Genomic DNA, 14,519 nt, shown 5'->3' on the forward strand with positions numbered 1-14,519 from the left:
TCAGTTCTCGGTGAGGGTTGCAGCGGTTGCGTGGGCATGGAACGGGCAGCGCGCCGGGCTCGGCGAACCGGGCTCCTGCAGTTGGTACTGCTTCCATTCGAAGTTGTCGTCCTGGCCGAAGAAGCCCAGGGTGTCGGGCATGACGCCGTCGTTGTAGTGGCGCACCCGATCGCGGATGCGTGCACGGATGCGCTGGCCGCTTTCGGTGCTGGCGCTGGCGACCTCGTCGAAGCTTTCCCGCGGGTTGATGACGAAGGCGATGTGCCGGCCCAGGTTGCGGCTTTTCATCAAGCGGTGGGCGGGGAAGCTCATGTTGATGAACAGCGGCATGCCGGCGAAGCAGAACGACCAGCGCGTGTCGTGCGGGTCCTGCGGTACTTCCTCGGGCCAGGGTTGCGGGTCGCGCGCATGGACCTGGTTCAGCACATCCCAGGCCAGTGCCTGTTGCGCCTGCAGTGTGGTGTCGGGCGCCGTCTCGAGGAACACCAGCAATGGGTTGCCGATGCGCTGCTTGAGCGGAATCGGTTCGATGGTGCGGATGTAGTCGCCCAGGCCCAGGGCGATATCGTCGGCCAGCCGTTCGGCACGGGCGAAGACGATATGGCAGGTGCGCGCGTTGACCGCCTTGCGCCCGAACAGGCACGGGAAGTCGGGGTTGGCGAGGGTTTCCTTGAAGTGTTCTATGGTCTTGTGCGTCCAGTGGTGGCGGTTCTGGACATGTTCATCGGCGAGCTCCAGCGCATCCAGGCGGTAGCAGTTTCCATAACCCGTAAACATGATTTCCCCAGGCATATCCGTATGCAGTGTTTAGTAGGACTTCTCGTTCAATAGATCGTTTTCGTTACATCTCAGCAGGTTTGCTATATTTAATTGTTATTTACCGGCATTTTCCGAGATGGTTCCCGCGTTGTAAAACGCCTGGATCTATGACCTACTATTAGCTTCACTCATGCTCTGGAAGGCGCCATGTCGGAACGGATTCAAGCCTTGCACGCCCTGCGCGCCTTCGAAGTGGCCTCGCGTTACGGCTCCTTCACCCGCGCGGCCCAGGAACTGGCCCTGACCCAGGGCGCGGTCAGCCATCACATCAAGACCCTCGAAGCCCTGTTCGGCTGCGACCTGTTCGAGCGCCGCGGCCCCAAGCTGCGCCTGACCGAGCACGGCCGGCTGCTGGCCCAGGAACTCAAGGTCGGCTTCAAGATCATCGAGAATGCCTGCGCGCTGCTGCGCCAGGACCGCTACGGCGTGCGCCTCAAGGCGCCGTCCACGCTCACCGTGCGCTGGCTGCTCAGGGCCCTGGACGGCTTCAAGCGGGTCGACAACAGCTGCTCGGTGCAGTTGTCCAGCGTGTGGATGGACATCGATGCGGTGGACTTCTATTCCGAACCCTATGACTGCGCCATCCTGCTCGGCAACGGGCGCTTCCCGGCGGATGTGGAGAGTCTGAAGCTGTTCGATGAATGGCTGATCCCGGTGTGTCACCCAAGCTACCTCGAGCAGGCCCGGCCGGAGCTGTCGGTGCTCTCCAGCTGCGAGTTCCTCCACCCCTCGCCGGACCGGCGTGACTGGCGGCGCTGGCTGGCGCGCATGGACGCGCTGGACATCAGCATCGACCAGGGCCAGGTGTTCGACACCCTCGACCAGGGCATCTCGGCGGCGCAGCAGGGGCTGGGTATCTCGGTGGTCGACTTGGTGCTGGCCAGCGCCGACCTGGCCGCGGGCAACCTGGTCACGCCGTTCCCCCACGCGGTGGCCACCGGCGACGGCTACTACATGACCTGGCTCAAGGCCAGCCCCAAGGCCCACCAGATGCACAAGCTGCGCGACTACCTGGTGGCGCAGGTTCCGCCGCTGTCGCACAAGGACATCAGCTACCTGTACGGCTGAGGTCGGTGGCGGGCAGCACGCGTTCGAGCATGAAGTCGATGAACACCCGCAGCTTGGGCGGCATCTGCCGACCCGATGGCCACAGCAGGTAGAAGCTGCCGCGCCGCTCCATGAAGCTGTCGAGCACGCTCATCAGGCTGCCGGCCGCCAGTTCCTTGCGCACGCTGAAGTCAGGCAGGCAGGTGATGCCACGGTGGTTGAGGGCGAAGCAGATGCGCGTCTCGACATGGTTGCAGACCATCGAGATGGGAATCGCGTAGTCCTGCTCGGGGTGCTCCCGGCGCAACGGCCAGGTTTCCAGCTTGCCGCTGCTGGGGAAGCGGTAGTGCAGGCAGCTGTGCTCGACAAGCTCGCGGGGATGCTGCGGCGTGCCGCGCTCGCGCAGGTACTCCGGGGACGCCACCAGGCGATGCTGGAAGTGCCCGAGGAACTTGGCGTTGAGCCGCGAGTCCAGCGGCTGGCCGCCGCGCATCACCACGTCGAAGCCTTCGCCGACGATGTCCACCATGCGATCGCTGAAGTCCAGGTCCAGTTCGATCTCGGGATAGCGCGCCATGAACTCGGCCAGCGCCGGCATCACCAGCCCGGTCACCTGCGGCAGGCTTACCCGCAAGCGCCCGCGGGGCGCGCCACTGGCCTGGGACAGTTCCTGCTCGGTGGCTTCGATCTCGGCGAGGATACGCCGGCTGCGTTCGAGGAACAGCGTGCCCTCGGCAGTCAGGGTGATGCTGCGCGTGCTGCGGTGGAACAGGCGCACGCCCAGGCGTTCCTCCAATCGCGCCACGCGCTTGCCCACGGCGGAGGCGCTGATCCCCAGCGACTGGCCGGCGGCGACGAAACTACGGGTCTCGGCGACCCGGTTGAAGACCATGAAGCCGCTGAGGCTATCCATGCTGCGCTCCGATTGCGGACATTAATGTCCTGACTGAGTGGAATTGTACCCGGCTTTTTCCGTAATGCCCCAGCAGCGCACCATGCCTGCCTTGATCGATAGCCGGAGACAACCATGCATTCACCTTCCCCGACCGCGAGCGTCGCCGCATCCCCCACCAGCGTCACGCGCCTGCCCCTGAGCGGCCTGCTGGCCCTGGCCCTGACCGGTTTCATCGCCATCCTCAGCGAAACCCTGCCGGCCGGCCTGCTCGATCAGATCGCCGACGGCATGCAGATCAGCCACGCCATGGCCGGGCAGTGGGTCACGGCCTACGCCCTGGGTTCGCTGCTCACCGCCATTCCACTGGTGACCCTGACCCAGGGCTGGTGGCGTCGCCGCGCGCTGCTGCTGGCGATCGCCGGGTTCGTGCTGTTCAACGGGCTGACCGCCGTATCGCCGGACAATACCCTCACCCTGTGCCTGCGCTTTCTCACCGGTGCCGCCGCCGGCCTGGCCTGGGGCCTGATCGCCGGCCATGCGCGGCGCATGGTGGCGCCGGCCCAGCAGGGCAGGGCCATGGCGGTGGCGATGCTCGGGCAACCTATTGCGCTGTCACTGGGCCTGCCCATTGGCACCTGGCTCGGCGCCTGGCTGGGCTGGCGCGCGGCCTTCGTGGTGGTCACGGTCGCGGCGTTGCTGCTGACCGTCTGGGTGGTGCGGGCGGTGCCGGATTTCCCCGGCCAGGCCGCCGGCAAGCGCCCCGCGGCGCTGGCGGTGCTGCGCACGCCGGGCGTGGCGCGGGTGTTGCTGGTGATCCTGGCGTGGATCCTCGGGCATAACATCCTCTATACCTACATCGTGCCGCTGCTGGCGGCGGCGGGCATGGCGGCCGAGGTGGGCCAGGTGCTGATGACCTTCGGCCTGGCCTCGCTGGCCGGCATCGTGCTGGTGGGCTTGGGTGTCGACCGTCATCTGCGCGGGCTGGTGTTGCTGTGCCTGGCCGGGTTCGCCTTGGCGACCTTGGCCTTGGGGCAGGCGCAGGGTACTGCCTGGCTGGTGCATGTCAGCGTGGCGCTGTGGGGCATGACCTACGGTGGTGCGCCGACCCTGTTGCAGACCGCCTGCGCCGATGCGGCGGGAGAGGGCGGCGATGTGGCGCAGTCGATGCTGGTGACGGTGTGGAACAGCGCGATCGCCCTGGGCGGGGTTGTTGGCGGGCTGCTGTTGGTCGGTGCCGGGGTCGGGTCGTTTGGCACGGTGGTGCTGGGACTGTTGGCGCTGGCGTGGCTGCTGGTGGTCAGCGGACGGCGGGCCGGTTTCATGGCGGGCGCACGTTAGCCCAGGGGACGCAAGCGTGTAGGAGCGGCCTTGTGTCGCGACAGGGCCGCGAAGCGGCCCCGGCGATCTTCCATCAACACTGAGATCCTGGGGCTGCTACGCAGCCCTTTCGCGGCACAAGGCCGCTCCTACAAGGGACAGGGCCAGACCTGCAAACACCCCTTTATGCCAAGAGGAACGGTACAATCCGCCCATGTGAGAAATGAACCGATCCGAGGTCCCCGCAGTGCCGTTGCAACAAGGCTTCGTCCTGACCCGCCACTGGCATGACACGCCCGAAGGCACCTGCGTGGAGTTCTGGCTGGCCACCGACCAGGGCCCACGGCGCCTGCGCCTGGCCGCCCAGCCCTCGGTAGCGTTCATTCCCGCCGCCCAGGCCGCCCACGCCCAGGCGCTGCTGGCCGACGAGCAGGGCGTCGAGCTCAAGCCGCTGCAACTGCGTGACTTTGACCTGCGTCCGGTGATGGGCCTGTACTGCCGCCAGCACCGCCAGCTGATGGCCCTGGAAAAGCGCCTGCGCGCTGCCGGTGTCGAGGTGTTCGAAGCCGACATCCGCCCCCCGGAACGCTACCTGATGGAGCGCTTCATCACCGCCCCGGTGCGTTTCGATGGCCGCCCCGACAGCCAGGGTGTCCTGCACGATGCCCAGCTCAAGCCCGATCCGGACTACCGCCCGCCGTTGCGCCTGGTGTCGCTGGACATCGAGACCAGCGAGCGCGGCGAGCTGTACAGCATCGCCCTGGAAGGCTGCGGCCAGCGCCAGGTCTACATGCTCGGTCCGGCCAATGGCGAGGCGGACGAGCTGGACTTCGACCTGCACTACTGCGCCGACCGCGCCGAGCTGATCGTCTGCCTCAACCAGTGGCTGGCCCGCCACGACCCCGACGCAATCATCGGCTGGAACCTGGTGCAGTTCGACCTGCGCCTGCTGCACGAGCATGCCCAGCGCCTGAACGTGCCGCTGTGCCTGGGCCGTGACGGCGCGCCGATGCACCTGCGCGAGCACGGCAGCCGCAGCCACTTCTTCGCCGAGGCCCCGGGCCGGTTGCTGATCGACGGCATCGAGGCCCTGCGCTCGGCGACCTGGAGCTTCCCCTCGTTCAGCCTGGAGAGCGTCGCACAGCAGTTGCTGGGCGAGGGCAAGGCCATCGACACGCCTTACCAGCGCATGGACGAGATCAACCGCCGCTTCGCCGAGGACAAGCCGGCCCTGGCCCGCTACAACCTCAAGGACTGCGAGCTGGTGACGCGGATCTTCGCCCATACCCGCTTGCTCGAGTTCCTCCTCGAGCGCGCCTCGGTCACCGGCCTGGCCGTGGACCGCAGCGGCGGCTCGGTGGCCGCGTTCTGCCACCTGTACATCCCGCACATGCACCGCCTGGGCTATGTCGCGCCGAACCTCGTTGGCGGCGAGGGCGAGGCCAGCCCGGGCGGTTTCGTCATGGACTCGCGGCCCGGGCTGTACGACTCGGTGCTGGTGCTCGACTACAAGAGCCTGTACCCCTCGATCATCCGCACCTTCCTCATCGACCCGGTTGGCCTGATCGAGGGCCTGCGCCAGCCGGACGACGCGCATTCGGTGGAGGGTTTTCGCGGTGGACGTTTTTCGCGCAGCCAGCACTGCCTGCCGACCATCGTCGAGCGCGTCTGGCAGGGGCGCGAGGCGGCCAAGCGCGCGGGTAACGCCCCGCTTTCGCAGGCGCTGAAAATCATCATGAACGCCTTCTACGGTGTGCTCGGCTCCAGTGGCTGCCGTTTCTTCGATCCGCGTCTGGCATCGTCGATCACCATGCGCGGGCACCAGATCATGCGCCAGACCCGAGCGCTGATCGAGGCGCGGGGCTTTGATGTGATCTACGGCGACACCGACTCCACCTTCGTCTGGCTCAAGGGCGCCCACGACGAGGACGCCGCCGCGCGTATTGGCCGTAAGTTGGTGGCCGAGGTCAACCAGTGGTGGCAGCAGCACCTGGCCGATACCCACGGCCTGGAGAGTGCCCTGGAGTTGCAGTACGAAACCCACTACCGGCGTTTTCTCATGCCGACCATCCGCGGCACCGACGAGGGCAGCAAGAAACGCTATGCCGGCCTGGTGCGTCGTGCCGACGGCAGTGAGGAGATGGTCTATAAGGGCCTGGAATCGGTGCGCACCGACTGGTCGCCGCTGGCCCGCCAGTTCCAGCAGGAACTCTATGGCCGTGTGTTCCGGGGCCAGCCTTACCGCGACTATGTGCGCGGCTACGTCGAACGCACCCTCGCCGGTGAACAGGATGAACTGCTGATCTACCGCAAGCGCCTGCGCAGGCCGTTGGCCGACTACCAGCGTAACGTCCCGCCGCATGTGCGTGCGGCAAGGCTGGCGGATGAGTACAACAGCCGTCTCGGTCGGCCCTTGCAGTACCAGCGTGGCGGCTGGATCAGCTACCTGATCACCACCGCCGGCCCGCAACCGTTGGAGGACCTGCAGGCGCCAATCGACTATCAGCATTACCTGAGTCGCCAGCTGCAGCCGGTGGCCGATGCCATCCTGCCGTTCGTCAACGACGACTTTACCCGCCTGATAGATCGCCAACTGCTGCTGTTCTGAGCGGGTGGTAGTTATCTAATCATTGCTACCGCCTGGCTTTGCCTAGCCTCGGGCCTCCATGCACTACGGAGGTCAGCATGCGGAGCAGTAACCAGCAGCCATCGGTTGCAGTCGATACCCTGGCGGTGGCCCAGGCCTACCAGGATCAACTGATCGTCAAGCGTCTGCCTGAGTGGGTCACGCGGTTGAGCGAGGCCGAGTTCACGCTGTTCAGTGATGCCCTGCGCAGTATCCTGGACTGCGAGCAAAAACTTTCGGCCGCTTTTGCCCGGATCAGCAATATCGATGTCTTCGCCAAGCCCTTGTTGCAACAGGCGCTCAAAGCTCACGGCAACCTTGATCCCGGGGCGATGTACTTTCGGCGCTGGTATGTCTATGAGGCAAACACGGTCAGCTACCTGGCAGGTCGTGTGCTCGTTCCGGACAGTGACTACTACGATTTGCCGTTGCTGGAGGCCGCGCTCTACAACTTCCCTGAATCTGAGTGTCGACAGCAACCTCGGCGCAATGCCGTGGTAGATGGCAAGGGTGTTCGTCAGGTGGGTCTATCCGCGGTGACCTTGGCCAGGCTGTGTCGAGCGCTCGACATGGGGAAGCAGTATCAGGATCACCTGGATTCGATTCTGCTCGCCGGCACAGGCGCCCACAGTGTCAAGACACTGCTGGCGCAGTTCCTGCGCAGCAGCATGCTTGCCGATGCCTTGCAGGCCAAGGTGCAGGGCGTGCTCAGCGAGGCCGAGCTGCAACTGGTGATCGGGCTGTGCCGCGACGATCAGCTTGGCAGGCTTGATGGCGCCCCGGTTCATGCAAGGCAACTGAAGATCTTCGGGGGCCCGGTGCAGCGCGTCGTTGTACTGGATGTCATAGATGCAGGGTGGGTCTTAAATTCCAGCAAGCGAGTGCTGGTGTACGTGCCGGGCGATCCACAGGGCGCCTGGAGCGCCAGTGACGATCTTGAGGAGTATGCGCGGCGCGTGCTGGGGCAGCGGCTGCGCAAGGATGATTACCGTCGTTTCTTTAGCCGTTTCGTGCGCCGTCGCGACAGCCACCGGGTGTTTAAGGCGCTCAGCGAGCGCTTGGACGACGTGGCGGACTGGGCGACCCGCGATCTCGATGAGCAGACCACAGGCTACCAGCTGCCGCTGTTCGATCATCTGGCGGACGCCTGGATTGCACAGATCAAGGATGACGCTGCGATGATCGCCCCGCCCGTGGCCCAGCTGGACCGCCAGGTACAGGCCGAACACGACAGGCGCCTGCGGGCCGAAGGCTGGATGTTGCTGACCGTGGCCGGACTGTTCGTGCCATTGCTTGGCGCGGCGCTGGCGGCGCTGATGGTCTACGAGTTGTTGCGTGAGTCCTTTCAAGCCATCGACGACTGGCGCGACGACGAGCGTGATGCCGCCCTCGAACACTGGTTGAACGTTAGCAAGGGCGTGGTGATGCTGGCGGCGACTGCCGCAACCGTCACCGTGGTTCGCCGCGGCTGGAGCAAAGTGGACCGTTTGGTCTCGGCACGGCTGGACGATGGCAGTGAAAAACTGTGGAACGGTGACCTGCAGCCCTATCGCGTCGAAGGGCCGCCGAGTGACGCGGTCATCGACGAACAGGGTATCCACCGGCATCGAGCGAATTGCTGGATCGAGATGCAGGGGCACTGGTACCAGGTCGATCAGGATCGTGCTGACGAGCCTTGGCGGCTATTGCCTTATAGGGGGCACCGCCCGCAACTGCGTCACAATGGCGCGGGGGCTTGGCGGCTCTGGCACGAGCAACCGGCCGAGTGGAGCGGTTCGCATATGATGTTTCGCCGGCTGGGCAGGCCGTTCAGTTCGCTCGATGAGCAACAGATCGACCACGTCATGGCCATTCACGATTTGCAAGAAGATCACCTGCGGCGCTTGCATGTCTATGGCCGCCGCCCGGATGCGGCATTGACTGACACGGCCAGTCGCATCCTGCTGGCCAGCCGCATCGGGGAACTGGTTCTGCAGTTGCGCAGTGGTGCGGTGATTGCCGACACCGCACTGTTACGGCGCGCGCGAACCCTGCCTGGGGCACAGGGGCAGGATGATCAGTCCCTGGCCGATGTGATATGGCGCCAGCGCCGTGCCCTGCTGCTGCAACTGTATGACTCGGAATTTCCTGACTCCGAAGCCAGCTCGATCCTGCGTGGCAGCTTCGCCAGCCTGCACCGCCTGGCGGCAGATGAAGTCTGGCATACAGCCAGTGCCGATGACCAGATGGCACTGCTGGAGACGCGCCGAGTGCCCCTATCCATGGCCCAGTCCGCCAGGTCGCAGGTCATGGGTATCCGCTCGACGCGTGTGCTTGAAGCGTTGGTATTCGACACGCCACAGACGCTTGATCTCGGGCGGGTTGCCTTGCATCTGCTCGCACGCTTGCCGGGCGCCGCGAGCAGGCCCGGCTGGCGGCTGTTCGATGGTGATGCCGACCAGCCACTGCTGACGATTGCAGGGCGTGGAACGCCTGTCGACCTGATCTATTGTAATGGTGTGTTCAACTGTCGCACCACGGATGCTGGACCTGCGGCGACTCCGGGCGAGCTGTTCGACAGCCTGGCCAATGCCTACGGAACCGAGCAGTTGAACTTGCTCGGTCTTGGCGAAGCGAATGCGGCTGCATTGCGAGTACGACTGGCGGCGGATGCCCGAGGCCTTCGAAGCATGATCGCGACCTGGCTGGGTACGGATCGGCCTCACGGTACGTTTTTGTCTCCATTGCAGCTTGGGGACGGCAGGGTAGGCTATCCGCTGAGCGGCGGCAGGTTCTGGGCGACCATGGGCCAGCGTCCACCGAGGGCCCTGCAGGCGAGGCTGCGAGACCTCTATCCGGCCTTCAGCGACGAGCAGATCGGACGCTGGCTCGCGGGAGAGGATGCACAGGCGCGCCTGGAAGCGTTGGAGCAACAATACAACGTACTGAACAATTACCTGAACCAGTGGGTTCGAGGTGCATTTCCCACATTCGAACTGTTGGCTCGGCGGGCCTTTCGCAAGGGCCTGATCGACTGCTGGCGCTGGCTGGTCCCGGAGCTGGAAGGCGGCCCGGAGGAACAGCGGCGCTACATGTTGTTCCAGGTTCGCAGTCGTCTGCAGCGCCTGCCGAGCATCCCGTCGTCCGTCAGCTTCCCCCATATTTCGATTCTCGGACTGCATGACATGCGTCTGGAGTCGATTCCGGATGACTTTCTGCGGGCATTTCCCAACTTGCGCAGCCTGGAGATCACCCACTGTCGGCTCAAGCGCCTGCCCTTGCCGGAAACCCTCACCGGGCAGTTGGAGGTGCTTGACCTGTCGGGAAACCAGATAGCCTTGGATGAGGGACAAGCCTTGGTCCTGGCTAGCTGCCAGTCGCTGGTGTACCTCAATCTTTCGTTCAATCCACTGGGCAGAAGCTTCTCGGTCTTCGGCATGCCCAGGCTCAACGCCTTGCATCTGCAAGCCAGCCAGTTGGACACCTTTCCCTATGGCGTCATGGACAGCCCGGAGCTGCACACGCTGGATCTCAGGGACAATGCGCTGTACGAGTTTCCCGAGGACTTTCATCAGTCGCAACTGTGGCGTGTGGGCAGGGTGAACCTGCGCGGCAACCTGTTCGCCGCGGCTCCGGAAACGTTGAGTCGATGGCATTGGCTGGAAGCCAGCCGCGTGCCTTACCGTCTGCGCTGGCTGGATGTGGTGTCGACCAACAGGCGTGACGACATGTCCGCCCTGTGGACTCAACTGGAAACGGAACAGGGATCTGCCGACTTCTTCAACACGCTGGCGGCATTGACCTCGGCGGGCAACTTCAAGTCTGCACCATTGGCCAGGAACTTCGCGGTCCGCCTGCTGGACATGTTCGAGTTCATGGCCCGGGACCCTGTACTCAAGCGGGAGTTGTTCGACAACGCGGCCGTGACCGATTGCCAGGACAACGCAACCATTCGCTTCACCGACCTCGAACTGCGTGTCCTGGTGTGGCGTGCGCGCCACAGTGAACTGGCGCGCCATCCGGAACGCGCACTGCTGCACCTGGGCGGGCAGCTCTGGCGGATGAATGTGCTGGACCAGGTCGCGGCGGAGCATGCGCTCCGGGCGGGCGCGAGCAGCGAGTCGATCGAGTTCGCACTGGCCTATCGCATTGCCCTGCGCAGCAAGCTCGACCTGCCGATCCAGCAGGATGACATGCTCTATTTCGGTATTCCCAACCTCAAACCCTGGGACCTGCACAAGGCCACGCACGCCGTCATGGCCGCGCAATCGGCGGACAGCCTGGCACAGTACCTGGCCAGGCAGCCGTTCTGGCAGGATTACCTGCGGACCAACTATGCCCGTCGGCTCAAGGTGCCATCAGGCCTGCATGAAGAGTTGCAACGGCTCATGGACCTGGGAGACAGGGAGCAGGAGATCGCGCGCCTGCATATCGACAACCAGCAACGAGAGCATGAGGTGATGCTGCAGTTGACCCGCGAGGCCATGGGCCGGGCCAGGACGATATCCCTGGACAGGGCCTGAGCAGGCTGGATTTGCGCAAAGGTGGTAGTAGGTTAGCGTCAGACACGCCGAGGTGCCCGTTAGGCTCGTAGACCTTTTCGAGCCGGAGTAACGACATGGGCACCGTGCCAAAGGGGCAGCAAGCAACATCGATACGCTGGCCATCGAACAGGCCGACCCCGACACCCTGGTGGCGCTGACCCGCGAGGCCCTGGCCAGGAATGCCCGGACCTGGCAGGTGCCGCTGCATTGAAGCGCCTCACGGGCGCGGGCATTGGACTATGCTCAGCTCAGCCGTAGACGGTTTCCGGGAGGCAACGGCCAGTCAGGAAGGATCCGGTAATGGCAAGTTACCTTTAGCCCAAGCACCGGCCTGCTCGGGTGGTTTAGGCTCCCGCGCGTCGGATCTTTCTCCCTGATCCGCAGTCTTTGGTTTTATCGAGAGAATAAGGAGATGCCCATGCTCGTCCGGTCACTGACCCTCGCTACCCTGCTCGCCGTCGCCGGCCCTCTGTACGCCGCCGACAGCGACGCGCCCCTGGCCAAGGAACTGGGCAAGGCCAGGCCCCTGGTGGTCATTGCCCCGAGTTCCGCCGACCCGACCCTGCGCGGCCTGGAAGAGGCGCTGAAGGACTCCGCCACCCAGGCCGGCTTCAAGGAGCGCGGCCTGGTGCTGTACAGCGTCGCCAACATGATGGGCAAGCGCGAGGACAAGAACCTCGAGCAGCAGACCACCATGGCCCTGATCCGCGAGCTCAAGCTGGGGGCGAGCAAGGGCACCAAGGTGATCCTGGTGGGCAAGGACGGCGAGCGCCATGTGCTCAAGGACGACGACAGCGGCGCGAAGCTCGACCCGCAGGTGATCTTCAAGGCGGTCGACGAACTGCCGGCCAGCGAGAAGGCAGTCACCGCGCCCGAGCCCGTCGCCGCCGCACCCGAGGAGCCCAAGACCAAGGACAGTAAAGCCAAGGACAGCAAGGCCAAGCCAGCCAAGCCGGCCGCACCGCCCAAGCCGCTGGAGGACTGACCGCTCTGTCACGGCCCTCTGCACAATCAGGGGGCCGTTCATGTATCACTGTGTATCTGCGCTTCGCCGCGACCTACTGGCATACAAAACATCGCCTGCCTCGATACATCCGCGACACACCGCTACGGCTCAATGGCTCCACTTTCCAACCACAGTGGAGCGACACCATGAAAACGACCCGTCAAACCCTCGGCCTGCTCGGCGCCACCCTGCTCGGCGGCATGGTCCTGGGCAACAGCGCCTTCGCGGTAGAACCCTTGGCCCAGGGCTACCAGCTGGCCGCCGCCAAGACCCCGGGTGAGGGCAAGTGTGGCGAGGGCAAGTGCGGTGCCGGCGGCAAGGCCACGCAGAGCGAAGGCAAATGCGGCGAAGGCAAGTGTGGCGCCAGCGCCAAGGCCGGAGCCGAGGGCAAGTGCGGTGAAGGCAAGTGCGGCGACGCCTCGTTCGCCCGCACCGACAGCAACCACGACGGCAAGGTCTCCCGCGAGGAGTTCCTGGCCGTGGCCAAGGACCGCGCGGCCGATTTCGACAAGATCGACCGCAACCACGACGGCTTCATCTCCGAGCAGGAGGCCCACGATCACCTGGCGGCGATCTACAAGGCCAACGGCAAGGCCATGCCCGACGGGCTGTTCAGCCATCTGACCGGCCAGTCCTGAAGCGCCTCGCGGGGCCAGCCCGCCCCCCCCCCCCCCCGGGGGGGGGGGGGGGGGGGGGGCTTGCCCCGCGATAGTCCCCTCGACAACCATTCGTCGCAATTCCCCCGCCTCGCCTCAACACAATCGCATTCCTCCCTTCCAATCAGATAGACCCCATCGGCGCATCACAAGGAGGACGCCATGCCCGTTTCCCATGACCTCTACCAGGACCTGCACTACCCCCGCGAGATCGTCCAGCAGCGACGCCAGCACGACCCGCAGCTCGACCGCCTCCTCGACGAGTACATGGACATCGACAACCAGGTGCTGGCCGCCGAATCGATCTCGGCGGGCAACTTCCAGGACGACGACCTGCGCCATCTCAAGGAGCGCCGCCTGGCGATCAAGTACATGATCGAGCGTCAGCTGGAGCACAAGGCCTGACCTATCGCATTTCAAGATCATTGCCCGGCAGATTCTCGATTGCTCAAAATGCCCGGCGTCGCGCAAGCTGCGCCCTGCCCCAGATCCGCCCCGAGGAGCCTGCCACTTGTCCACCTGGATTCCCGCGCCCTTGCGCCTGCTTGGCCAGCGCCTGCGCCACGAACCACCCGCGGACACCGCCCTTGCGAGCTACTTCCAGGACCGCGCGGCGGAACGCGGCTACACCCTGAGTGACGGGCAACGCCGGGTGATCGCGGCGATGGCCACGCAGCTGGCCGTGCTTGCGACGGGCCAGGCACGCAGCCTGTACCTGCACGGCGCGGTCGGACGCGGCAAGAGCTGGCTGCTCGATGGTTTCTTCCAGGCCGTGCCGACGGCGGCCAAGCGTCGCCTGCACTTCCATGATTTCTTCGCCCGCCTGCACCAGGGGATGCATCGCCATCGGGCGCTGGACGATGCCCTGGAGGCGACCCTCGACGAGCTGCTGGGGGATTGCCGGGTATTGTGTTTCGACGAGTTCCACGTCCACGACATCGGCGACGCCATGCTGCTCACCCGGCTGTTCGATGCCCTGTTCGCCCGTGGCGTGTTCCTGCTGGTCACCTCCAATTACGCCCCCGAGGGGCTGCTGCCCAACCCGCTGTACCACCAGCGCTTCCTGCCGGTAATCCGCCTGATCAACAGCCGCATGCAGGTGCTGCAGGTGGACGGGGACACGGATTTTCGCAGCCTGCCGGCCAACCGCGCGCATCAGCGGTTTACCCAGGGGCATTATGTCTGGCCGGGCACCCCGGAGCAGCGTCAGGCGATGGCGCTGCCGACAACTTCGCCACGCGTGCTGGAGATCAACAAGCGCCCGCTGCGCGCCCTGGCCTGCGAGGAACGGCTGGTAATGTTTGCCTTCGACGACCTCTGCGAGCAACCCACCGCGGTGATCGACTACCTGGCCCTGGCCGAACGCTATGACCACTGGATCATCGAGGGCCTGGACGACCTGGCCGAATGCTCGCTGGCGGCGCAGCAGCGCTTCGTCAACCTGGTGGATGTGCTGTATGACCAGGATCGCCAGGTGACGGTGATCGCAAAGCGGCCACTGGAGCAGAGCCTGGGTGGGGCGCTGGCCGACCTGATGCGTACGCGCAGCCGCCTGGGGCAGTTGCACCAGGCAGGTCCGACCTGACGCGGCGCACCAACAAACCCACTCCCACATGATGTACAGCCCCTG

At 65.1% G+C, this 14,519-nt stretch carries 10 protein-coding genes; 8 read left to right on the top strand and 2 right to left on the bottom strand.

The features are described from left to right. Window positions 1-777, bottom strand: a complete 777-nt coding sequence (locus V0R62_RS11835) for a YqcI/YcgG family protein (RefSeq protein WP_330103855.1) — start codon at window positions 775-777, stop codon at window positions 1-3. A 189-nt stretch (window positions 778-966) separates the two neighbouring features. Between V0R62_RS11835 and V0R62_RS11840 the strand changes: the two genes are divergently transcribed. Beyond that, a complete protein-coding gene (locus tag V0R62_RS11840; protein WP_062573599.1) occupies window positions 967-1,887 on the top strand; it encodes a LysR substrate-binding domain-containing protein in 921 nt (306 codons plus the stop codon). Here V0R62_RS11840 and V0R62_RS11845 read toward each other — a convergent pair. After that, window positions 1,868-2,779 (bottom strand): LysR family transcriptional regulator, encoded by a 912-nt coding sequence (locus tag V0R62_RS11845; protein WP_330103856.1) that lies wholly within the window; start codon window positions 2,777-2,779, stop codon window positions 1,868-1,870. The two genes, V0R62_RS11840 and V0R62_RS11845, sit on opposite strands and share 20 nt — an antisense overlap. Before the next feature lie 114 nt (window positions 2,780-2,893). On the opposite strand from V0R62_RS11845, the gene V0R62_RS11850 reads away from it, so the two are divergent. The 7 genes from V0R62_RS11850 (at window position 2,894) to zapE (ending at window position 14,474) form a co-directional block, all read left to right on the top strand. Further along, window positions 2,894-4,099 carry an MFS transporter gene (locus V0R62_RS11850; protein ID WP_330103857.1) on the top strand — a complete coding sequence of 402 codons (1,206 nt, stop codon included), beginning with the start codon at window positions 2,894-2,896 and terminating at the stop codon, window positions 4,097-4,099. A gap of 226 nt (window positions 4,100-4,325) precedes the next feature. Next, window positions 4,326-6,686, top strand: a complete 2,361-nt coding sequence (locus tag V0R62_RS11855; protein WP_330103858.1) for a DNA polymerase II — start codon at window positions 4,326-4,328, stop codon at window positions 6,684-6,686. A 77-nt stretch (window positions 6,687-6,763) separates the two neighbouring features. Continuing rightward, window positions 6,764-11,206 (top strand): NEL-type E3 ubiquitin ligase domain-containing protein, encoded by a 4,443-nt coding sequence (locus V0R62_RS11860; protein WP_330103859.1) that lies wholly within the window; start codon window positions 6,764-6,766, stop codon window positions 11,204-11,206. A 439-nt stretch (window positions 11,207-11,645) separates the two neighbouring features. Further along, window positions 11,646-12,212, top strand: a complete 567-nt coding sequence (locus tag V0R62_RS11865; RefSeq protein WP_330103860.1) for a DUF4174 domain-containing protein — start codon at window positions 11,646-11,648, stop codon at window positions 12,210-12,212. Between the two features lie 167 nt (window positions 12,213-12,379). After that, window positions 12,380-12,871: an HvfA family oxazolone/thioamide-modified RiPP metallophore gene (locus tag V0R62_RS11870; RefSeq protein ID WP_330103861.1), complete on the top strand. Its 492-nt coding sequence runs from the start codon at window positions 12,380-12,382 to the stop codon at window positions 12,869-12,871. Between the two features lie 180 nt (window positions 12,872-13,051). Continuing rightward, window positions 13,052-13,294: a hypothetical protein gene (locus V0R62_RS11875; RefSeq protein WP_050705088.1), complete on the top strand. Its 243-nt coding sequence runs from the start codon at window positions 13,052-13,054 to the stop codon at window positions 13,292-13,294. A gap of 106 nt (window positions 13,295-13,400) precedes the next feature. Then, complete coding sequence (gene zapE, locus V0R62_RS11880) at window positions 13,401-14,474, top strand: cell division protein ZapE (protein WP_330103862.1); 1,074 nt, start codon at window positions 13,401-13,403, stop codon at window positions 14,472-14,474. Window positions 14,475-14,519 lie beyond the last annotated feature (45 nt).

Origin of the sequence: Pseudomonas carassii, from assembly GCF_036324045.1 — a bacterium.
Taxonomy (GTDB): domain Bacteria; phylum Pseudomonadota; class Gammaproteobacteria; order Pseudomonadales; family Pseudomonadaceae; genus Aquipseudomonas; species Aquipseudomonas peradeniyensis.

What these genes read in the sequence shown, in the direction of transcription:
- V0R62_RS11860 (WP_330103859.1), top strand. Translation starts at nt 6,764, where the DNA reads ATGCGGAGCAGTAACCAGCAGCCATCGGTTGCAGTCGATACCCTGGCG.
- V0R62_RS11845 (WP_330103856.1), bottom strand. Translation starts at nt 2,779, where the DNA reads ATGGATAGCCTCAGCGGCTTCATGGTCTTCAACCGGGTCGCCGAGACC.
- V0R62_RS11835 (WP_330103855.1), bottom strand. Translation starts at nt 777, where the DNA reads ATGTTTACGGGTTATGGAAACTGCTACCGCCTGGATGCGCTGGAGCTC.
- V0R62_RS11865 (WP_330103860.1), top strand. Translation starts at nt 11,646, where the DNA reads ATGCTCGTCCGGTCACTGACCCTCGCTACCCTGCTCGCCGTCGCCGGC.
- V0R62_RS11850 (WP_330103857.1), top strand. Translation starts at nt 2,894, where the DNA reads ATGCATTCACCTTCCCCGACCGCGAGCGTCGCCGCATCCCCCACCAGC.
- V0R62_RS11875 (WP_050705088.1), top strand. Translation starts at nt 13,052, where the DNA reads ATGCCCGTTTCCCATGACCTCTACCAGGACCTGCACTACCCCCGCGAG.
- V0R62_RS11870 (WP_330103861.1), top strand. Translation starts at nt 12,380, where the DNA reads ATGAAAACGACCCGTCAAACCCTCGGCCTGCTCGGCGCCACCCTGCTC.
- V0R62_RS11840 (WP_062573599.1), top strand. Translation starts at nt 967, where the DNA reads ATGTCGGAACGGATTCAAGCCTTGCACGCCCTGCGCGCCTTCGAAGTG.